Genomic DNA, 21,438 nt, shown 5'->3' with positions numbered 1-21,438 from the left:
TAAGTTCTAAATGGATTAATGCTAAATTACTCTATCAATCAACCGCTAACTTCTCTATTCGACATTGCTAAAAATATCCAGATTGAGTCAAATTTTTGTATTTATCATCCCAATTATCAACCCTTTGCTCTGCCGACTAAAGTAGCCGACAGGTTTCAGCAAAACCCGGCAGATTTGCAGCAGAAGTATCTTATCCTATTACTGCGAAACTTTCTCTATGGGATCTATTACAATGGCTCTCTACAAAGTACTTTAGCAGTCAATACTGATACGCCAAAGCATAATTTAACGGATAATTCCATTTTAGAAATTGATTGGAACTTTTACGAGCAATTGCACGCCAGTAATCACGGCATAGGTTACTTTGACCCTCGATGGCAGGTGTTACGTAAAGAACCTGATGGTACTATGGCGGTGACTAAAGGCGGTTTAACACTTTATGTTGAGCCAGACTGCCATCTAAAATCCAGTAAAAAATCTACCAAAGTGGGTGACATGGTAGCAATCTGGATGCCCAAAAATAGAATGCAAAATGGCTCTTACTTGGCAGTTAGTAATGTTGGACAGGAACAGCTAAGTAACCCTGATGCTGATTTGGGAGCAGGGCGAATTTACTTTAACTTTACGCCATCTGGTGCGATCGCTCTCATGGAAAGTCTGACACTGCAATTGAATGCAGCCTCAATTCCTTTTAGCTTTCAGGTTCTCCACAATCCCAGTGCATACGGACGCTACGATTCGGGATTGCTCTACTTTGAACTCCCCGACTATCCAGCGATTCGCACAATCCTTGAGGCTGTTTATCTAGAAAATCAATGCTATTTCCAGCCGGAAATTCCCTTGTTTACAAAATTTTTAGCACCAGGGTTAGGTTTAGCTGAAGAACCAATCCAAAAATTTGCAGCACAAGAAAGTTTTGGGATGAACCGTTGCCAAATTGTTGCTAATGCTTTGTTTGAAGCTTGGCAAAAGGGTAAGAATGCGATGGAAGAACGAATGAAGACGATTGACGAACACTTTGCGCGACATTTAATAGATTTACAGCGTCCTTATCTTAATCCCAGTTCTGAAGATATATATAAACCAATACATTTGGGTTAAGGGGAAAACTATTTGCCAAAGTCAATTATTTTAACGTAGACGCGGAGCGGCTTGCCGCAGGCTACCGCAAAGGACGCAAAGGACGCAAAGAGAAGAAATGCTTAACTCAAGCATACTGTAATATATATAACAAGACTTTGAGAGATATTTTGCGTAAGTCAACATCTACTAAATGTAGAATAGCTTAGATAAGAAAAGAGTGGGCAAGCTTGCCCACCCTAAACCATTATTTAATTGATACTACTTTACGGGTGCTTGATTAGCAGTCTTACCAACTAGCATTGCAGTATTTTCATCGCTTTCGAGAATACCGAACTCAATCAACAATTCTTCTAACTCTTCCATTTCAATTGGGGTAGGAACGGCGAGTTTGTCGTTGTCGATGATCTTTTTAGCAAGTATGCGATATTCGTTACTTTGATTGCTATCAGGTGCATACTCGTTAACAGTCATCCGGCGCAATTCTGCGTGTTGTACAATGTTGTCACGAGGTACGTAGTGAATCATTTGGGTGTTCAAACGTTTTGCCAAGGTTTCGATAAGATCGATTTCCCGGTCAACGTTACGGCTGTTACAAATCAAACCACCCAAACGCACACCGCCAGTATGAGCATATTTGAGAACACCACGAGCGATGTTGTTAGCTGCATACATCGCCATCATTTCACCAGAGGTAACGATGTAGATTTCTTGTGCCTTGCCTTCACGGATAGGCATTGCGAAACCACCGCACACAACGTCTCCTAAAACGTCGTAACTTACAAAATCAACGTCTTTGTAAGCACCGTTTTCTTCTAAGAAGTTGATGGCGGTGATAATACCACGACCAGCGCAACCCACACCAGGCTCAGGGCCACCAGATTCTACGCAACGTACATCGCGGAAACCGGTTAGCATTACTTCGTCGAGTTCAATATCTTCTACAGCGCCGCGTTCAGCAGCTAATTGCAGAACGCTTGTTTGAGCTTTACTGTGTAGCATCAAACGGGTAGAGTCAGCTTTAGGATCGCAACCAACAATTAAAATGCGTTGACCCATTTCAGCCATAGCTGCTAGGGTATTTTGAGAGGTGGTAGATTTACCAATACCGCCTTTACCATAGAAAGCTATTTGTCTAATTTTTTCGTCAGTCATGGTTGTGTTTCCTACAATGATTTAATTGATGGGTGGTAAGCTTGATGTAGTTGTTTACCCTTGGTGTCATAGGGAAGCAGAGCCTGTTGTCGTTAGACATTGCATCCTGACAAAAGCATCAAAATCAGAACATATTTACCTACGAAGCGATAGCTTAAGGGATAGAGAAATCTCTATTTCTTAATAACGAAGCCTTTAAAAATTTGACTTCAGCATTGTCAGTTGTTGTAACGGAATCCCAAATGGTTGCTCAAGCCTGAAGAGTGGTTGCAGCAGAAATTCAAATAAACGCAGATTTATTCCCTCAACCACACAACCAACCAAATTGCAATCCACTCTAAATGGTCACTGTAATTTCTCTGATTTTGCTAATGTCAAGTCGCTAAGAACTTCTATAGCGCTTCTCGTTTCGTGATTGATGCAGCAGGATGAATTTCAGCCCAAAAGTTACAGCTACAGGTGCAATACTATGATGCTTGCACAGGCAACCTCTAACACTCTGGCTAAGATAATATCTTAGTGAGTTTTGACAGTATGGTTAAATTTCTAAAAGTGAAACAACACCATATTGCTTGAAGTTTTCCTTCCAAAATCAGCAACTGCTTTAACTTAGTTCGCGGTTTAAATTGTTTGCCCCCGCAAGAATAAGTTCGTAAATATTCTGTATTTCTATTGATTTGTCAGGCTGTACTAAGAGTCTTTCTTCCCAGACTCCAAGAGTAATCGCCTTTGGTGGGTAATGCTCTAGCTAGGTTAGCCAACTCTAATTGGCTTATACCCAGATAAATTTCGATTGACTTCAAGCTCTTACAAAGGCTACTATCCTACTCAATCTAGTTTTAGATTTTAGTGAAAAAAAGATGTAGCGAAGTAAAGTGGACTTACCAGAGCAAAAAAACTTTCTTGAGCTTGCCTCAAAGTTTCTTGAAGTCTTTTGTGCTTTTCTTTTTTGATTCCTATAAAAACCATAACATACATCTCACTAATTTATTTGTCGAATCTCAAATTATTTATCTATTTGTCAGAGCAATATCCTTATGAGCTTTAGTAGCTATAAGTTAGGCGTTAATAGGTTGCTAGTTAGTGAAATTATTTATCATAGCTAATTTGTGCAGTTAGATACTTTTGGATATTTTATAAAAGTAATTAAAGCTAATGTTTGACAAAGAAAACAATCTTTCTTATTTTTGCGATTAAAAATTTTGTCATAGAAGTAGATTAAATAAATTTTGCGATCGCACCATACACCCAACCCAAGCGATCGCAATCATAGGAAAGTTAAACAAGGTGAATTATCACAAATAATCATAATACATCAGGACTTACGCAGAAATTGCCGAAAAGCTTAATTTATCGAACCGCCAAGACGCCAAGAACGCCAAGAATTCGTAGAGTGTGCGTAAGTCCTATACATAAAAAACTCCCTTTTAAATAAAGAGAGTCAAGAGTTACTGATTAAAAATTAACTTCTGCTTTAACGTTTCGGTGTTTCGCGCAGTCTGTAGCAGCTTCCGCTTTCCCTGTAGGAACTTCTGCTTTAACGTTTCGGTGTTTCGGGCAGTCTGTAACAGCTTCCGCTTTCCCTGTAGGAACTTCTGCTTTAACGTTTCGGTGTTTCGCGCAGTCTGTAGCAACTTCCGCTTTGAGGATAGCTACGAGTATCAAATGGCTGAAGGGATTCGTAAAAGCGATGTCTACGACGGGCTACGCCTACGCAAACACAGGTTTCAATGTTCAGCCGGGGGAGTTTCAAATTGGCTGTTTGCGCCAATTGCGTTTTTTAAGCTTTGTTTGCCAAGACTCCATGTAAGTGTAGAAAACGGGCGTTAAATAAAGTGTGAGAAACTGCGAGAACACTAACCCCCCAACTACTGCTAAACCAAGAGGGCGGCGTGTATCTGCTCCGGCTCCTAAACCGAGGGCGATGGGTAGCGTACCCATAAGTGCTGCCATTGTCGTCATCATAATTGGACGGAATCTCACTAAGCAGGCTTCATAGATTGCCTCATAAGGGGTTTTGCCATTTTGACGGGCAATAATTGCAAAGTCAACCATCATGATCCCGTTTTTCTTTACAATACCAACCAGCAGGATAATACCCACGAAAGCGTAAATATTCAAGTCAACTTGAAACACCAACAGCGTCAGCAGTGCCCCAAATCCAGCAGAGGGTAAGCTAGAAAGAATTGTCAAGGGGTGAATGAAGTTTTCGTAGAGAATCCCCAACACAATATAAATCACGAAGATGGCAACCAGTAGTAGCAATCCTAAGCCCTGAATCGATGACTGGAACGCCTGCGCTGAACCTTGGAAGCCTGTACTGATAGTAGGTGGCAGTGTTTGACGGGCGAGTTGCTCAATTTTCCCAGTGACGTTACCGAGTGATACTCCTGGCTTTAGGTTAAAGGAAAATGTGACAGATGCCAGTTGTCCTTTGTGGTTAATAGTCAAGGGGCCCACATCTTTGCTCAAGGTTGCTACAGCGTTGAGAGGTACAAGTTGTCCACTGGGGGCGCGAACTGAGAGTAAATCTAGGGCGTTGGCATTTTGCTGATATTTTGGTTCTACGCCCATAATTACTTGATACTGGCTATCGGGAGCGTAGATGGTGGAAACTTGGCGAGTACCATAAGCATTACTCAGAGCAGTTTCGATTTGATTAACCGTCAAACCTAAAGCTGAAGCTTGATCGCGGTTAATGTCTACTTTTACTTGCGGATTCTTGATTTGCAAATCGCTGTTGACATCTTGTAAATCTGAGAGCGATCGCAATTTCTCTTCTAAAGCTGGAGCGTACTGGTAAAGTTCCTGAATGTTGGGACTTTGCAGAGTAAATTGATATTGCGCTTTTGTTTGTTGTCCACCCACATTAATCGCTGGGGGATTTTGTAAGAATACCTTAAGTCCAGGCACAGCTGACAACTTTGGTCGGAGTTCCTGTACAACTTCATCAGCACTGAGATGGCGCTCATGGCGGGGCTTGAGTTCGATTAAAATTCTGCCAGCGTTGGCGGAAGCATTTGGCCCGCCAGCCCCGACGCTGGAGTTAATAGAATCGACATTCGGATCGCGGTAAGCGATCGCAGCTACAGCCTGTTGATGTTTTACCATCTCATCAAAGGATATATCTTCTGATGCCTGAGTAGTTGCAGTAATTTGTCCAACATCTGCGTTGGGAACGAAGCCTTTCGGCACAACTATAAATAGATACACTGTCGCTACAAGAATCGCTCCGGAAATCACCATTGTTGTACGGTGATACTTGAGTGATTTCTTCAAACTCCAATCGTATCCGCCCAATATCACATTAAAAATGTTTTCCGAAAAATTGTAGAGACGACGGTTGAAGTTTTGGATTTTAGATTTTGGATTTTGAATTTTGGATTGGGAATTAAGAATTTCTCCCTCATCCCCCCCTGCTTCCTCTGCTTCCCTTGCTCCCTCATCTCCCTCATGATGAGGTGGACTTAAGAATCTCGAACACAGCATTGGCGTTAAGCTGAGGGAAATTACGCCAGAAACTAAGATGGCAACGCTGATAGTGACGGCAAACTCACGGAATAATCGCCCTAGAATGCCTTCCATGAACAGTATCGGGATAAATACTGCTACCAGAGAGATGGTCATTGATAAAATGGTGAAACCAATCTCTTTAGAACCATTTAGGGCTGCTTCCATGCGGCTTTCGCCCATTTCCATATGGCGAACAATATTCTCCAGCATGACTACGGCATCATCTACCACGAAACCGACTGAAAGGGTTAACGCCATCAGTGATAGGTTATCGAGGGAGAAGCCCAGTAGCACCATGACCCCAAAGGTCGCTACTATCGAAAGCGGTACTGCCAAACTAGGGATGACTGTAGCAGAGATATTGCGAAGGAATAGAAAAATTACTAGCACCACCAGGGCGATGGTGAGTAACAGCGTGAATTGTACATCATCCACTGACTCCCGAATTGACTGAGAGCGATCATAAAGAATATCCATGTTCACAGCCGCCGGAATCTGTGTGCGGAAGGTGGGTAGGATTTTCTTGATTGCATCCACTACTTGAACCGTATTAGTTCCCGGTTGGCGCTGAATTGCTAAAACGATCGCCCGCACACCAGAATTTTGGACTTTGGATTGGGACTTCTCCCCTGCTCCTCTGCTCCTCTGCTCCTCTGCTCCTCTGCTCCCCTGCTCCCCTGCTCCTTTACTCTCTTTCTTGACAGGAAAATACCAACTCGCAATCTTATCATTTTCCACGCTGTCCAGAACTTGACCTAGTTCACCTAGCTGCACTGGTGCGCCGTTTTGATAAGCCACATTTAGGGAACGATAGCTGGCGGCATCGTTGAGTTGACCGTTTGCTTGGATGGTAGAATTCTGCTGTTGACCGTAAAGTGTACCAGTAGGGAGATTGACGTTTCCGTTAGCGATCGCATCAGCTACTTCATCAATTCCTATTCCTTTGACACTCAGCGATTCCGGGTCAACCTGAATTCGTACCGCATACTTTTGGGAGCCGTACACCTGCACTTGCGCCACTCCATCTACCATTGATAGACGTTGTGCCAGCAATGTCTCAGCATACTTGTCTACAGTTGACAGGGGCAGAATAGACGAATTCAGGGATATATAGAGAACTGGCTGATCCGCCGGATTTACCTTTCGGTAAGATGGCGGATTAGGCATATTAGTAGGTAACTGCTTTGCTGCCTTAGAAATAGCAGATTGCACATCTTGGGCTGCTCCGTCGATATCCCGATTTAGGTCAAATTGCAGCGTAATCTGTGCGCTACCCAAAGAGCTGGTGGAGTTCATCGAACTCACTCCCGCAATGCTAGAAAACTGCTGCTCTAAAGGAGTTGCTACAGAGGAAGCCATCGTTTCTGGACTAGCTCCGGGCAGGTTCGCTGTTACCTGGAGTGTTGGATAATCCACATTAGGCAGGTCGCTAACGGGTAGCTGTTGGTAACTGATCAGCCCAAATATTAAAATGCCAATCATAACTAAGGTTGTCATGATTGGACGCCGGATAAATAACTCAGAAATGTTCATCGCGTTCCCTTCAATAAGTGAGGAGTTAGAAGTTAAAAGTTAGGAGTTAGGAGTTAGGAGTTTACCTTTCTCCCCCTGCTCCCCTGCTCCCCTGCTTCCCCTGCTTCCCCTGCCCCCCCTACTCCCCCTGCCCCTCTACTTCCTACTTCCGGTTTCACTTGGACTGTGGCACCAGGTACTAAGTTGAATTGTCCATCAGTGACTACTTGCTCGCCTGGTTTCAATCCTTGCTTAATTACCGTTTCGTTCCCAACGGTGTCACCTACCGTAATTGGACGCATTTCTGCTGTTTTATCAGGTTTTACTACATAAACAAACTGCCCCTTTTGTCCGCTCTGTATCGCTTGGGAAGGAACAGTAATGGCATTCGGTTCTTCACTCAGTTTGAGTACTACATTGACAAACTGCCCCGGAAACAGGCGCTCCTCAGCGTTGGCAAAAGTACCCTTAAGTTGAATTGTGCCTGTTTGGGTATTGACTCCACTATCAACAAAGGTGAGTTCGCCTCGTACCGGATGCCCTGCATCTTTAGCAGGTAAAGCATCAACTGCTAATTTGCCGTTATTAGCACTGTATTTTTTGATGTCTGGCAGCAGTCGTTGAGGAATGGAAAAGTTGACGTAAATGGGGCGAATTTGGCTGATTGTAATTAGCGGATCGGTGGCATTCGCCTGTACTAAGTTGCCTTGATTTAGCTTTAGGCTACCTGTGCGCCCGGCAATTGGCGAGTAGATAGAACTGTAAGAAAGCTGAACTTTAGCATTAGCGATCGCAGCTTCATCTGCCACTACCACCGCCTGAGCATTTTGGACATCTGCTTGGGCTGCTGCCACAGCAGCAGTCGCATTTGCCACTCCACCTTGATCTGCTTTCACTGTCGCCTGTTGAGCATTAGCAGTAGTCTGATACTGTTCGGCCTGTTCTTTACTGATTGCCCCTTGCTTGAGCAAAGTAGCATAACGTCGAGCCTGCACATTTGCATTTGTTGCCTGAGACTTATCCTTTACAACGTTCGCTTTTGCTTGGTTCACCTGGGCGATCGCTTGTAGCACATTTGCCTGTGCCTGTTTCACCTGAGCTAAATCTTTGGCTTTGGCAGCATTCGCTTGCATCAATGCAGCTTGTAGAGGGCGGGAATCAATTTTAAATAACAAGTCTCCTTTCTTAACGTTCTGTCCTTGCTGAAAATAGACTCCCGTAAGTTGTCCACCCACCTGAGACTTGACAGATACTGTAGAATATGCTTCTACTGTTCCCGTAGCCGATAGCTGTATTGGAATCGTTTTTTGAGCCGCAGTAGCAACCACCACTGGCACGGCTCGTTTTTTTCCTGCTTCTTTTCCACTTGATTCGGCTTCAGAAGCATTACAGGCGCTACACAAGTAGGCCAGGCTTAAGATAAGTAGTGATAATCGCGCTTTTTGAATAAGGCTCTGAAAACGAGGAAAAATTTGATCAGGCAAAGACGAAGGCTTTATCGTCTGAACAGGGGCTAAACAGCGCATATCAACAATTCTGGGGGAAAGGGGGAAAGTACAGACAGGTACTAGCTTGTCATTAGACATCGCATTTTCCGCAAAATGATTGGTTGCGATTAATTCTAATTAGGAAAGCATAATATTAGTTAAACTAAACATTAGCGTACTAATATTATGCTTTTTCCGCCTACCCCCTTAGGAGAGAAATTGTTATTAAACTCTTGTGACTTTTGTACTAAGTTATTGTGACTTTATTCATATATGGGGCTGTGTCGCAAAAATTGTTTAAGAATAAATAGAATAGCCTAAGCACCTTTATTTTACGAAGGCGATTGCTGTTTGTCTTTAAGCCAAAAGAAATCTTTGGATTGAGATATACAAGCGCTCGCCCTCAACTGAAATTTAAGCAGCACAAAAAATCGGGGCAGGTTCCAAACCCGCCCCGATCGCTTCTGATATACTGCGCCCAACGGCTGTAGCTACAGGTTTTAAACTATCAACTAGATGCACCATATCTTCTAAAGAAAGAGCTTGACGGGCATCAGAAACAGATTTTTCTGGTTCTGGATGACATTCAATAATTAATCCATCAGCACCACAAGCGATCGCAGCCCTAGCCACAGGTGCTACCAACTCTCGCTTCCCAACAGCATGGGAAGGATCTACAATCACAGGCAGGTGAGTTATTTGCTTGAGTGCTGCCACTGCCCCTAAATCTAGAACGTTGCGGGTGTAATCATCGAAACTGCGGATACCTCTTTCGCACAACACCACATCAGGATTTCCGTGGCTGAGAATATATTCAGCAGCCATAACGAATTCTTCAATTGTTGCTGCTAACCCACGTTTGAGCAGTATTGGTTTACCAGCTTGTCCCAAAGCTTTGAGCAAGTCGAAGTTTTGCATATTGCGGCTACCAATCTGAAGCATATCAGCATGGGCAGCAACTACTTCAATTTGAGAAATTGACATAACTTCTGTGACAACTGGCATATTGTAATGCGATCGCACCCTTGCCAAAATTTCCAATCCTTCTTCTCCCATACCCTGAAAAGCATAGGGAGATGTGCGGGGTTTGTAGACACCGCCACGCAACCCTTGCACCGATGCACCAGATAGCTTTTGGGCGACTATTTCCATTTGTTCTAAACTTTCAACAGTGCAGGGACCACCAATAATTACCAGTTCTTCGCCCCCGAAAGCGACTTTTTTTGAGATTTTAACGATTGTTTGGTGGTTTGGATGAGATTGTGCGGCAAGTTTGGCGTTAATCATGGTTTCGTTCTCCTAAAAATTGAGTATTGGGCACTATTTACGGATAATAAAAAAGCCCGAAACCTTTGAAGAGTTCCGGGCGCGTTCTGAATCATCGACATGACGCTATTTACCCGGAACTTAGTCTGGGCCAATAAAAGCCATAAAACCAGCTATTCAAATAAGTCATGACGATGAAATTCTCCTTAAAACAACAAAAACCGCAGAGTTCGCTCTGCGGTTCACCGGGCAGTTTCCCTTAGGAAACTCAATTCACTCCCGGTGAACCACCCTAAACCAAAAATAAAAGTAGGAATTTGTGTGAAGCATTTGTGAGGTTTTTGCTGGAAACTTAATAAATATACTTATTTAAAGTAACATTAACAGGAACATCAGGCGGTGTCAATACCCCCACAAACCATAAAAAAGCGATAGACTCAGTACAAATGTGGGAGTAAATACTAGTAACGCTTGGCAAAATTCAAAATCACGCCCTGTTCTGATTGTGTAGTGAAGTGAAGTGCTAATTGCTTGTTTGCGTAGACAAAGAAAGCTGCTTGTTATTAGATATCACTTTAGTTAATAAGTTTACAAATTATCGTTGTGTAATGACTAATGGGTAGTGTAGATGATCAAAAATCAATGGTGAAAAATCTAAAAATTCAGAATCTAGCGATTCCCTAAAAGAATATAATACAGCCAAATCAAGGTTATCAGAGAGAACTCTAAACGGTGACTTCCGTCTTGGAGAAGTTTAAAAAGCCAGGATTGAGAAGTTAAAATATATAATTCTCCTGACTTGTTACCTCACCTTGGGAAAACTTATTACAGACAATTGACGATCGCCATACATTTTTCTTAACCCAAGTCCTCATTGACTAGATCAACTTTTTAGGATCATTCACTTTGATTATGCCCAGTTCCAAAATCTTAGCCCAATCTTTCGACTATTATGGAGTTTACCCCTGCCCAGTCTGTCGGATAGGTAAGATTTCTCACATGCCAATGATGGAAGCTATGGCTTGTGACTTTTGCCAAGAGATTTTTACAGTCAACTTAGAACTAGAGCAAATCAAGATGCCTTCTAGACAACCACCCTTAATTTGGGGTTGGAATGGGTTTAGTTGGACAGAAGGTCAGTTGGAAGGCGTGGAATTAGGTTGGGGTTATGGACTAGCAGCAGCAATTTTTGTAATTCTTCCCACTACTCTAATTGGCATAGTAGCTTACTATTTCCCTGCTAATCTCAAAGAACCCATAACCTGGACGCCATATATTTGGACGATATTAACTTTCTTATCACATTTATCAATTATTGTTTGGATTGTGATTGAAATTTATCAGATTCCAGTTGCAGCATATTTGAGAGCGATCGCTCGATGGAGAAATGGGGAGATGGGAAGATGAGGGAGCAGAGGGAGCAGGGGAGACAAGGGGACAAAGAGACAAGGTTACTTAAATCAGAACTTGCAACAAGTGTTTCCCCTTGTCCCCAATTCTCCTTGTCCCCAAGTCCTCTTTCCCATGCCCAATGCCCAATCCCCTATGCCCAATGACATAATGATGCAGCGAATAAATGGCTCCATCACTCATAATTAAGTTGATTGTCCACCAAAATATCGTATGAGCGATCTGGAGCACTACTATAGAATTTTGGAATTAGAGCCTGGAGCAACACTTGAAGAAGTGAACCAGGCTTACAAAGATTTAGTCTTTGTTTGGCATCCCGATCGCATTCCTAAAGACAATCTCCGTTTACAGCAGAAAGCACAAGACAAGCTGAAAGCCATAAATGAAGCTCGTGAAAAGTTGCGCTCTCTAAAAACCAAACATCAAACCACACATCACTCACCGCCACCTCAACGGGAAAAACCATCTCAAACAACCCAGAAACCATACTCACCGCCAGCTCAACAGGAAAAACCAGCTCAAACGACCCAAAAACCACCAAAGCAAAACTCAGACTTGAGTGGTAAAGACTACAGTCGGGCAAATTTGAGCAATAAAGACTTATCTGGCAGAAATTTGAGTTATGCCAATTTGAGCGGCGCTAATCTTAGCGATACTTTTATGCACAAAGTCAACCTCAGAGGAGCGAATTTATCTGAAGCAAATTTATTTCGGGCAAACCTACTTTTAGCGGATCTCAGGGAGGCAAATTTACGCGCTGCTAATTTAATTGGAGCGGATCTCAGTGGGGCCGACTTGCGAGGAGCCGACTTAACAGGAGCGCGGATTCGTTCTGGTGAGCGCCTTTTAGTTAAACTAGTTGGTACTAACTTAGCAGGGGCGATTATGCCTGATGGTTCAATTTATCAGTAGCTGAGGCTGCGCTATGATACAGAAAATATGAATTATTCAAATGAACAAGCATTAAAGCATATTGAAAAAGCAATATGCTTTAATGCTTGTCCAAAACACCAAAATAAATGAGTATAAAAGTTAAGCAACAGATTTACAACTGCTGCAAAATATCGCCTTGACCATTTGCATTAAGCCCATTAAGTGTATCCAATGGTGTGCAAATGGCTTTTGCCTGTCCCTGGAATTTTATTGGATTTTAATATAAGTCTAAAATAATTAATCTAAGTATACATTTACTGCTTAGTTTGGATTTTAATATAAAGTCTAAAATAAATAAACTGAGATTTGCTTGCTGAATCTACTGAAATGAGAAAGCAGTTTGTAATTTTAATGATCAGCAGTATCCTTCAAAAAGTTAGAAATCTAACCTAGCTTGATCCATCCCTACAACCTGCCTGTAAAATTGAATATGATACATCAAGGCTTTTAGGCACTGTGAACTTTTTTATTGGTTGTGCTGTTTGGGCATATAAAGGTTGGGTGGGCGAACTCTATCCCCAAGGCACTCGCACTGCCGATTTTCTCCATCTCTACAGTCGTCGCTTCACCACTGTAGAAGGTAACACCACCTTTTATGCCGTGCCTAACCAAGAAACTGTAACCCGTTGGGCTGCCGAAACACCAGCAGGTTTTGAATTTTGCCTGAAATTACCACGAGATATTACCCATCAAGGATTGCTGAAACCTTATATTCCAGCTGCATTAAAATTTCTGGAAGGGATGCGTCCTTTAGGTAAGCGTCTTGGCCCGATATTTGCCCAGTTGCCACCCAGTTACGCACCTACATTGCTTGACGATTTGACTAACTTTCTGGAAGCTTGGCCACGTATAGAAGCACCCCTAGCGTTAGAAGTTCGGCATCCCGACTGGTTTAGAGAACCCCATGCAAGTAATTTGACGACACTTTTAGAAAGACTCGGTGTAGGACGGGTATTGTTAGACTCGCGCCCCATTTATACTGGAGATGATGACCCCCAGTTACAATCAGAACGACGTAAACCAAAATTACCTTTGCAATTGAGTGTGACAGCACCTTTTACTCTGATTCGATTTATTTCGCATCCAAATTTATCAGTGAATCAGCCGTTTATGGAAGAGTGGGTGAGACAGATTCAGCAATGGTTGCAAATGGGAGTGCGAATTTATTTCTTTGTTCATTGTCCAATAGAAGCGCGATCGCCCAGCACAGCCCGTCACTTCCAACAGCTATTAGAACAGAGTCACACACCAATTCCACCCCTACCTTGGAATAACCTTGAGCATTCCCCCAATCAACTCAGTTTATGGTCTTGAAAAGCAGGATGCAAGAAGTAGAGGAACTAAGCCCACAGAAGGAGATTTCTAATTTTTTAACTTTTACAAAATATCTCACGTTTAGTAATTAAAAAAAGAGCGATAATTAGTGTTACGATACTTTCTTGTTAAAGTTTGATATTCCTTTCTGCTTGACAAAAGGTATAATAGCCCTATTTGTTAAATGGCAATGAGGTTTTAGGTGATACATAAGTAGATTTAACAGAAAAGTATTGAATTTTAATGTAAATGTGATCTTAGCGAATTTTTTGAGGCAGTTACACCAAAGGAGGTTGAAATGAGTCGTCTTCTTTATGAAAATTCAGTCTCTTACAAAGGATATCTCATCATTCCATTTGTTTTTGGAAAGCTTGATAATTACGAGATTTATTCGTATAAATTGCTATCAGACGTTGGACACACAAGCCAATTTCATAAAGCAGAAAATCCAGCAGAAATTTATGGAATTAACGTTAGTAATATCATTGATATTGCTAAAGAACATATTGATAAAAATTCAGAGTTTGTTAGCCAGAAGGATAATTTTAAGTCTCGCTACATTTACCGAAACAATTTGATAATTATTTCCCAAGAAGGTGACAAATATTTTTATGATCATTATCCACCAGAGTTATTGAATAATATCGCAGCTCCAAAATTATTCCAATCCGAATATGAATGCCTGAGTTGGATTAAGCAAGGACTTAATGGGGAACATGTGCGGCAAAGAGCCATTTAAATAAGGCAGGAGTTAGCCCTTAAAACAAACTTAATTCTGGTTTTAAAAACTAACTTCTGTACTTAACTAAGTTAAAATATGCTATGTATTGTGCATTTGTGCCAGAAGCAGCACGAGCCGAAGTCATTCGCCCCAGACGTTGACAATTAAGTATTTATACTGCTGCGATGGACTCCGGCTCGATAAAAGCTTGCTTTCCGCGTCCTTTCTTCCCAGGTGAACCAAATCAAGTAAAGAAGGCAACAGGCATTGTAAATGTTAGATGGATGGGAGGGGAAGGCGGATAAGCTGCAACGCCGATTACAGTTAGAGATGGAAGAATGGAAGCTTACCAACTCAGATGGAACCTTTAACGAAAGCAGGTATCATGAAATTTTAGTTGACCAGAAGCTTAAACCAGACTTAAAAGTAGTGAATAGTACTACAGTTTCGAGTGGTCAACTACCGCCTAAGCCTGAACTATCTTTAATGGAAGTCTGGAATATCTATTGTGAATACAGGAAACATGATCTAAGAGAAAGTACTTTTATAAGCACTTATCAAGGACAGTATAAAAACTTTCTTAAATCAGCGATAGAAGCCACTAAATCAGAAGATGCATTAAAAATTAGAAATTGGTTAGTTGAGAATAGAAATCCAAAACACGTAAGACAGCTACTTTCTAATCTCTCGAAAGCTTACCGAATGGGAATAAAAAATAAATTATTAACTTATAATCCTTTTGAAGGTATGGCGGAGGAGATAACCACTAAAGGAACTAAAGGTAAAACTCAGAATGAAGTAGAAACGGAAAACGATGATGATGTATTGGATAGAGCAAAAGCCTATACTTGGGACGAGAGAGAAATAATTCTTGATTATATAAAAAACAATTGTCCTCACTGGTATTTTTTCACTAGTTTTAAATTCCTTACTGGATGCCGAACAGGTGAAGCAATAGCTTTTATGTGGTGCGATATTGAATGGGAAAAAGAACGAATTTTAATTAGAAGAACGTATGATGTAACAACCAAAAAATTCTAGGGAGCATCCAGTTTTGGCAGAAAGACTCAAATTGCAAGCAACCCATTGAGATAAGCGTAAGCGTTCAGAAAGAATTTGGTTAACACTTTCAACATTCCACTGTGCGCCGGAGATTTTAATCCTTGCTCCAATCTGTTTAATAGCAGATTCGACAGATCCAGAACCAATAGAACACAGTTGTTCAGCTTGGTAATAGCTGTAGTTAATAATGCGAGTGCGATGTTTTTCGAGATAAGCCATAAACTTCTTAGCTTGTTTGCCTCGGCAATTGTTAAATAAAACCTGAACTGGCTCTATCCGACCTTGCCACAATAAGCTCTCAGCAGCTTTTAGACGCTTTAAAGAACCACCAATTTTATAAAGATTCTCCTTGAGGTGATACCAATCTAGAATTTCTAAACGTTCAAATTTTTCAGTTCCAAACTCTTTGACTAAATTCCACACGCCATCATGACCATCTCCTAAGCAGACAAGTGGGTTAACCAAATGTTGGCTATTGACATAATCAACTAACGATTGGTTTTCTCTTGGTTCATAGGAGCGCGATCGCACAGGGTTATTTCCCTTTACATTTTCCCATAAATGGTAAATCTTCCAAAACTGGATGCTCCCGTATGGTAGTTACTATCAGCGTTGCTTGGATGCCGGAAAAATACCAAAATCCAACACTGAATTCTCGCGCCACCTAGTAGATTTGTGCAATAACATTCTAAGTTGGAAAGAAGTCACCAAAAGCAAGACTAGTCAGAATAATCAAATAGTAGGACTAAAGCTTCGTCGAAAGGAAGCAGACGACCACATCCCCACACTCGAAGAAAAATACGCAGAGGAATTAGACGACTTGCCCTCCATACCCTCCACTATCGAGTCGCAGCAAGCTTTTCAACCCTCCACAATACCCTCCACAACAGCTAGTGGAGATGAGCTAATTAGTAATCCAGCAACATTTACTAAAAGTGGAGGGCAAATGGAGGATGGTATGGAGGGTACAGTGGAGGGTTTAAACCCTTACCAGGGAAGGATAGTGGAGGGTATGGAGGGTAAAGGAGATATTTTAAATGAAATTTTCAATCAAGATGAGTATTTCAAGATTGGGGATGTCGTCTCTTATGTAGGCAAACGTTACGCCACTACATTAGGTGAACTGAAAATGGTAGTAGCCAGTATTAATGAACAGCAGTATTCTTGTAAAAAGCCTGACGGCTACTTTACTCCTTGGGTAGATGCTGAGGAGTTGGCGATCCACAGTGGCTAGACTAACTTCTCACTCCCATTACCCTGCCTAAAACGGTTTTTCAATTTTTTGAGTATTTTCCTTAAAAAATCGAGTGCAATTTTCAAAACGACTAGTATTCACACTAACTTTTCACCCGTCACCTGCATAGCTTGTTTCAAGTCTCTAATCAATTGGTCAACGTATTTGTAGCGTTCGCTAGGTTGACCGTTAGCTGATTTACCTTTTGATTCATCTACCTTTGATTGCCAGCTATCTAAGATGTGACCTACCATTTCTAACTCTCCTACTACTTCCTCAGCTTTCTCACCAAAGGCAGGAGGTAAGCGATATGTTTGGGTCTTCACTCCATCACCCCACTTACTTACTCTGCCAGCGCCGCTACGCTTGCCACCATGTGTATGCTTCAGCTTTACCACTTCACAACCTGGGTTAGCTTCTATTGCTTATTCTCTAACCTCATCTACTGAACCAGCGTGTAGCTGCATTAGTACCATATCATCTGTAGTAGAATCTTTTAGCTCTACCAAGTATTTAGTCATATCGCTTGCTCTGTCTAACTTATATCATCTTAACTTGAAAACGTAACATAATTAAAACTTGATTACGTAACAGCTAGAAACATGAGAGACAGGGCAATGGCAAGTGTTATTTATCTCATTCAAAGACCCTTTAACCCTTACCAAACAAGGAATAGAAGAATATACTATCAACTGTCTATAAGTGGCTTATAGGTCAAAATAGGCTGTAATGCTTGTACACTAAGAGGTCATTAGTTGCTTAGTAAATTGCTTAATAAGTTCAGGTATAAGGTAGGGTAAGACAGATAGGTTTAAAAAATGAGCATTCATTGAGCATCTATTTGGAGCATTAATTTATACCAAAAATAGTGATTATATTACTTATAATAAGGCTTTTGAACATCTTTTGAGCATTTTAATACAAAGAACGCCTAGAAAGGCTTATCTTACGTTGTTTGCTTCATTCCATGAAGAATGATTAAGAAAAACGAGTATAGACAAATATGATAAAAATGCTAGCTGAAAACTTGATTGGAATTGAGACAAAATTACAAATTAATTGGGTTTGGCTAAATGCCAGCTTGCAGTTTGTTATTTGGGGACTTTTTTCACTTTTACTCGCTGAGGTGTTGAGAGACAGCTACCATGCTTTGTGTCACCAAGTCAATTGGCTTGCTAAATGGCACAACAAGCACCACATGGCTTATCGTCGTGATTTATCAATAGTTTCTCAGAAAGTTTACCAAGAATCCCAGCTCTATCACGACATTTTAGAGTCGAGTCTACTACTAGTGGTATTGGTAGTCATTGCCTTAATTGTCCAGCAAATGGGGTTATGGCTGGGAGTAGCTTATAGTTGCACGTTCTTGTATGGCGCGTCTGTAAGATATTTCCAGGGAAAAATTGATACAGACTACAACCACCTACCCGGCCCTTTAGAGACAATACCATCCATTTGGTGGGTGAATCGGTCTTACCATTGGCGGCATCATTTTGATGATGTCAACGCTTACTACAGTGGTGTCTTCCCCCTAGTGGATAAAATTATTGGTACAGGACTGTCTCTTAAAGGTAAAACCATCGCTTTAACCGGAGCATCAGGAGCGTTGGGACAAGCATTAGCAGCTGAACTTGTAAAGAATAATGCTAAAGTCGTGGCATTAACCACTAATCCAAAAAAATTAGTAGAGCAATTTGGGGTGAAGGTGGTTCCTTGGCAGTTGGGTAATGAAGCCAATTTGAAAGATAGTTTAGAGAAAGTAGATATTTTAATTATCAACCACGGAATCAATGTCTACGCCAGCCGCACATCGGAGGCTATCAATACCTCCTATGAAGTAAATACCTTTTCAGCCTTCCGGTTGATGGATATATTTTTGACAACTGTAACAGGCCCACAAGCAAAAGCAACCAAAGAAATCTGGGTAAACACTTCTGAGGCTGAGGTTTCCCCAGCACTAAGTCCGCTTTATGAACTCAGCAAGCGATCGCTAGGAGATATTGTTACCCTGAAACGTTTGGACGGGGATTGTGTAATTCGCAAGTTAATTCTTGGCCCATTTAAAAGTCAACTGAATCCTTATGGAGTCATGTCTGCACAACAAGTTGCTCGTGCTATTTTATTTTTGGCTCGACGAGACTTCCGAAATATTATTGTGGCAATAAATCCTCTTACCTATCTCCTGTTTCCCTTAAAGGAAATTAGTACGTCGCTATACTATCGAGTCTTCAGCCGAACAGCGAAAAGTAAACAGGACTTACCCAAACAATAGCAGAAACTCTTATTTTTAGGCAGAGATAACTTATAAATCCCACATTCTGCAGGTGCGATCGTAAATGCTGTATTTTTAGAAATGACCTAAATGCTGCATTTTAGAAGCATGACAGCATCACCATTAGATATAAGAGTACAGGATATTGACCAAGTAAGGGATAGTCGCAGGCATATGTGACGAAATGGAACTAGTAGAGCAAATCAATCGGCTACTAGGAAGCCATCCGCAAGAAATAATTAGTGTAGGTCAAGTAGTAAAAGCTAGGACCAGCCCTTTCAAGGTGTCTGTTTTTAGGTATTATTTTTGGGATAGAATTTTAGCTGTAGAAACATGGGGTCGTTTGGAAGGACGAGTACGTTTTAGTATCCTTCTTGTCTTTTTTGGTGCGCGAGGGTGGGATGCAAAAAGAACTAAATTAACGCGAGCTGCCAAATCTCGAAGTATGTTGGTCAGTTCAATTAGATTCATTTGTGCAAAAACCTTCCATTCCTTTGGAGGAATTGCAATCATCATGCCACGATAAGTTCCACGAATTTCATCAACGAGATAATAGCTTGAAACTTCTTGTTGCCTTTACATCAGCTAGTTGATATCAAAGTAGTTGAGATTTTGCAGCACAAGGGACGTGGTAGACCGCGAAAGAATGCTGTTATATAAAAGTACTATCAACTTTGTGCAACACTTGCACCCAAACAAACTGCTATAGATGTTGAAGTCCAAAGAGCCAGTAGGTTCCTCCTAGCAACCAATGTTCTTGATGCTTCTGAGTTAAGTGATGATGATGTGTTAATTGAGTATAAGACACAGCAATCTACTGAACGCGGTTTTCGCTTTCTCAAAGACCCGCTATTCTTTACTTCCAGTGTCTTCCTCAACTCACCCAAACGGGTTGCTGCATCAGCCATGATTATGGGCTTGTGTTTGCTTGTTTATAGCTTGGGTCAAAGGGCATTGCGTCAAGCACTCGATAGAGCTAAAAAGACTATCGACGATCAGTTGGGTAAACCTACTGCTGCTCCGACTCTACGCTGGATCTTTCAATGTTTTATGTCGATTCACTTAGTTACTGTTGCCCAAAGCAAGCAAATTACTAATTTGACTTCCGAAAGACGCTGGATTCTCAACTTTTTTGGTGCCCCCTGTCGAAAATATTATCTGCTTTACTAACTAACCTGCGGAATGTGGGATAAATTGCCGATGAGGCGGCGATATTTACGTTCATAACAAAGCAAAGCCTTGATGCAACAAAGCTATAACGGATTGAAAATTCACACTTCCCCCTTAATAATCGACACAGTGCATAAACCATTGTTGCCTAGAAGCCTGTACTGTGGGGAGTTAGAGGGGACAAAGAAGCGCTCCAAAAGATTTTTGGAAAAAGAGTTGACACAAAGAGTTGGGTTCGCTATATTGAATAAGTGCCTGAAGCGGAGCGACGAAAGAGCGACGCAATTCAGGAGACAGAACCTTGAAAATATTATAGTTTGAAAGCGAAAAGACAGCAAGTAGTTTGCGTCAAGAAAATAAAGATAACTAAGCTGAAGTTAAAAAAGAGCAGCTAAAAGTATAGAGCTTACAAACACTTCAAAACGGAGAGTTTGATCCTGGCTCAGGATGAACGCTGGCGGTATGCTTAACACATGCAAGTCGAACGGTGCTTTCGGGCACAGTGGCGGACGGGTGAGTAACGCGTGAGAATCTGGCTCTAGGTCTGGGACAACCACTGGAAACGGTGGCTAATACTGGATGTGCCGAAAGGTGAAAGGTTAACTGCCTGGAGATGAGCTCGCGTCTGATTAGCTAGTAGGTGTGGTAAAGGCGCACCTAGGCGACGATCAGTAGCTGGTCTGAGAGGACGATCAGCCACACTGGGACTGAGACACGGCCCAGACTCCTACGGGAGGCAGCAGTGGGGAATTTTCCGCAATGGGCGAAAGCCTGACGGAGCAATACCGCGTGAGGGAGGAAGGCTCTTGGGTCGTAAACCTCTTTTCTCAGGGAAGAAGAAAGTGACGGTACCTGAGGAATAAGCATCGGCTAACTCCGTGCCAGCAGCCGCGGTAATACGGAGGATGCAAGCGTTATCCGGAATGATTGGGCGTAAAGCGTCCGCAGGTGGCTGTGTAAGTCTGCTGTTAAAGAGTCTAGCTCAACTAGATAAAAGCAGTGGAAACTACACGGCTAGAGTACGTTCGGGGCAGAGGGAATTCCTGGTGTAGCGGTGAAATGCGTAGAGATCAGGAAGAACACCGGTGGCGAAGGCGCTCTGCTAGGCCGTAACTGACACTGAGGGACGAAAGCTAGGGGAGCGAATGGGATTAGATACCCCAGTAGTCCTAGCCGTAAACGATGGATACTAGGCGTGGCTTGTATCGACCCGAGCCGTGCCGTAGCTAACGCGTTAAGTATCCCGCCTGGGGAGTACGCCGGCAACGGTGAAACTCAAAGGAATTGACGGGGTAAGCATCTGCTGCAC

14 protein-coding genes, 1 rRNA gene and 2 pseudogenes are annotated in these 21,438 nt (G+C 42.0%); 11 read left to right on the top strand and 6 right to left on the bottom strand.

Annotated elements, in window-relative coordinates:
* Window positions 1-18 precede the first annotated feature (18 nt).
* On the top strand, window positions 19-1,101 hold the full coding sequence (locus RMZ43_RS24840; RefSeq protein WP_322653860.1) for a T3SS effector HopA1 family protein: 1,083 nt from the start codon (window positions 19-21) through the stop codon (window positions 1,099-1,101).
* A 240-nt stretch (window positions 1,102-1,341) separates the two neighbouring features.
* Here the strand turns inward: RMZ43_RS24840 and nifH are convergent, their stop codons facing one another.
* The 4 genes from nifH to aroF all read right to left on the bottom strand — a co-directional run bounded on the left by nifH (window position 1,342) and on the right by aroF (window position 10,034).
* The gene (gene nifH / locus RMZ43_RS24835; protein ID WP_322649850.1) at window positions 1,342-2,235 is read right to left on the bottom strand and encodes a nitrogenase iron protein; all 894 of its coding nucleotides are present in this window, start codon (window positions 2,233-2,235) and stop codon (window positions 1,342-1,344) included.
* A 1,749-nt stretch (window positions 2,236-3,984) separates the two neighbouring features.
* Window positions 3,985-7,281: an efflux RND transporter permease subunit gene (locus tag RMZ43_RS24830; protein ID WP_322653861.1), complete on the bottom strand. Its 3,297-nt coding sequence runs from the start codon at window positions 7,279-7,281 to the stop codon at window positions 3,985-3,987.
* A 53-nt stretch (window positions 7,282-7,334) separates the two neighbouring features.
* Complete coding sequence (locus RMZ43_RS24825; RefSeq protein WP_322653862.1) at window positions 7,335-8,846, bottom strand: efflux RND transporter periplasmic adaptor subunit; 1,512 nt, start codon at window positions 8,844-8,846, stop codon at window positions 7,335-7,337.
* Window positions 8,847-9,161: 315 nt separating this feature from the next.
* Complete coding sequence (gene aroF / locus RMZ43_RS24820; RefSeq protein WP_322653863.1) at window positions 9,162-10,034, bottom strand: 3-deoxy-7-phosphoheptulonate synthase; 873 nt, start codon at window positions 10,032-10,034, stop codon at window positions 9,162-9,164.
* Window positions 10,035-10,925: 891 nt separating this feature from the next.
* Between aroF and RMZ43_RS24815 the strand changes: the two genes are divergently transcribed.
* The 5 genes from RMZ43_RS24815 to RMZ43_RS24795 all read left to right on the top strand — a co-directional run bounded on the left by RMZ43_RS24815 (window position 10,926) and on the right by RMZ43_RS24795 (window position 15,432).
* Window positions 10,926-11,420, top strand: a complete 495-nt coding sequence (locus RMZ43_RS24815) for a hypothetical protein (RefSeq protein WP_322653864.1) — start codon at window positions 10,926-10,928, stop codon at window positions 11,418-11,420.
* A gap of 216 nt (window positions 11,421-11,636) precedes the next feature.
* Entirely contained in the window at window positions 11,637-12,335 is a 699-nt protein-coding gene (locus RMZ43_RS24810) for a pentapeptide repeat-containing protein (protein WP_322653865.1), read from the top strand.
* Between the two features lie 477 nt (window positions 12,336-12,812).
* A complete protein-coding gene (locus RMZ43_RS24805) occupies window positions 12,813-13,670 on the top strand; it encodes a DUF72 domain-containing protein (protein WP_322653866.1) in 858 nt (285 codons plus the stop codon).
* 298 nt (window positions 13,671-13,968) lie between these two features.
* The gene (locus RMZ43_RS24800) at window positions 13,969-14,409 is read left to right on the top strand and encodes a hypothetical protein (protein WP_322649842.1); all 441 of its coding nucleotides are present in this window, start codon (window positions 13,969-13,971) and stop codon (window positions 14,407-14,409) included.
* 255 nt (window positions 14,410-14,664) lie between these two features.
* Complete coding sequence (locus RMZ43_RS24795; RefSeq protein WP_322653867.1) at window positions 14,665-15,432, top strand: hypothetical protein; 768 nt, start codon at window positions 14,665-14,667, stop codon at window positions 15,430-15,432.
* 26 nt (window positions 15,433-15,458) lie between these two features.
* On the opposite strand, the pseudogene RMZ43_RS24790 reads toward RMZ43_RS24795, so the two are convergent.
* Window positions 15,459-15,957, bottom strand: a pseudogene (locus RMZ43_RS24790) (ISKra4 family transposase); the annotation flags it as partial.
* A gap of 79 nt (window positions 15,958-16,036) precedes the next feature.
* Here RMZ43_RS24790 and RMZ43_RS24785 point away from each other — a divergent pair.
* A complete protein-coding gene (locus tag RMZ43_RS24785; RefSeq protein WP_322649840.1) occupies window positions 16,037-16,687 on the top strand; it encodes a hypothetical protein in 651 nt (216 codons plus the stop codon).
* A gap of 98 nt (window positions 16,688-16,785) precedes the next feature.
* Here the strand turns inward: RMZ43_RS24785 and RMZ43_RS24780 are convergent, their stop codons facing one another.
* Window positions 16,786-17,085 carry a hypothetical protein gene (locus RMZ43_RS24780; protein WP_322649839.1) on the bottom strand — a complete coding sequence of 100 codons (300 nt, stop codon included), beginning with the start codon at window positions 17,083-17,085 and terminating at the stop codon, window positions 16,786-16,788.
* 605 nt (window positions 17,086-17,690) lie between these two features.
* Between RMZ43_RS24780 and RMZ43_RS24775 the strand changes: the two genes are divergently transcribed.
* From RMZ43_RS24775 to RMZ43_RS24760, 4 genes and pseudogenes are all read left to right on the top strand, one after another.
* Complete coding sequence (locus RMZ43_RS24775) at window positions 17,691-18,959, top strand: bifunctional sterol desaturase/short chain dehydrogenase (RefSeq protein ID WP_322653868.1); 1,269 nt, start codon at window positions 17,691-17,693, stop codon at window positions 18,957-18,959.
* A 160-nt stretch (window positions 18,960-19,119) separates the two neighbouring features.
* A complete protein-coding gene (locus RMZ43_RS24770) occupies window positions 19,120-19,485 on the top strand; it encodes a DUF4277 domain-containing protein (RefSeq protein ID WP_416212095.1) in 366 nt (121 codons plus the stop codon).
* A gap of 53 nt (window positions 19,486-19,538) precedes the next feature.
* Window positions 19,539-20,129, top strand: a pseudogene (locus tag RMZ43_RS24765) (IS1634 family transposase); the annotation flags it as partial.
* A 419-nt stretch (window positions 20,130-20,548) separates the two neighbouring features.
* A 16S ribosomal RNA gene (locus RMZ43_RS24760) occupies window positions 20,549-21,438 on the top strand; the annotation flags it as partial.

The organism is Nostoc sp. CmiVER01 (genome assembly GCF_034531135.2).
Taxonomy (GTDB): Bacteria; Cyanobacteriota; Cyanobacteriia; order Cyanobacteriales; family Nostocaceae; genus Nostoc.
This window is presented reverse-complemented; position numbering and strand designations above follow the sequence as displayed.

What these genes read in the sequence shown, in the direction of transcription:
- RMZ43_RS24840 (WP_322653860.1), top strand. Translation starts at nt 19, where the DNA reads ATGCTAAATTACTCTATCAATCAACCGCTAACTTCTCTATTCGACATT.
- nifH (WP_322649850.1), bottom strand. Translation starts at nt 2,235, where the DNA reads ATGACTGACGAAAAAATTAGACAAATAGCTTTCTATGGTAAAGGCGGT.
- RMZ43_RS24830 (WP_322653861.1), bottom strand. Translation starts at nt 7,281, where the DNA reads ATGAACATTTCTGAGTTATTTATCCGGCGTCCAATCATGACAACCTTA.
- RMZ43_RS24825 (WP_322653862.1), bottom strand. Translation starts at nt 8,846, where the DNA reads ATGTCTAATGACAAGCTAGTACCTGTCTGTACTTTCCCCCTTTCCCCC.
- aroF (WP_322653863.1), bottom strand. Translation starts at nt 10,034, where the DNA reads ATGATTAACGCCAAACTTGCCGCACAATCTCATCCAAACCACCAAACA.
- RMZ43_RS24815 (WP_322653864.1), top strand. Translation starts at nt 10,926, where the DNA reads ATGCCCAGTTCCAAAATCTTAGCCCAATCTTTCGACTATTATGGAGTT.
- RMZ43_RS24810 (WP_322653865.1), top strand. Translation starts at nt 11,637, where the DNA reads ATGAGCGATCTGGAGCACTACTATAGAATTTTGGAATTAGAGCCTGGA.
- RMZ43_RS24800 (WP_322649842.1), top strand. Translation starts at nt 13,969, where the DNA reads ATGAGTCGTCTTCTTTATGAAAATTCAGTCTCTTACAAAGGATATCTC.
- RMZ43_RS24795 (WP_322653867.1), top strand. Translation starts at nt 14,665, where the DNA reads ATGTTAGATGGATGGGAGGGGAAGGCGGATAAGCTGCAACGCCGATTA.
- RMZ43_RS24785 (WP_322649840.1), top strand. Translation starts at nt 16,037, where the DNA reads ATGCTCCCGTATGGTAGTTACTATCAGCGTTGCTTGGATGCCGGAAAA.
- RMZ43_RS24775 (WP_322653868.1), top strand. Translation starts at nt 17,691, where the DNA reads ATGATAAAAATGCTAGCTGAAAACTTGATTGGAATTGAGACAAAATTA.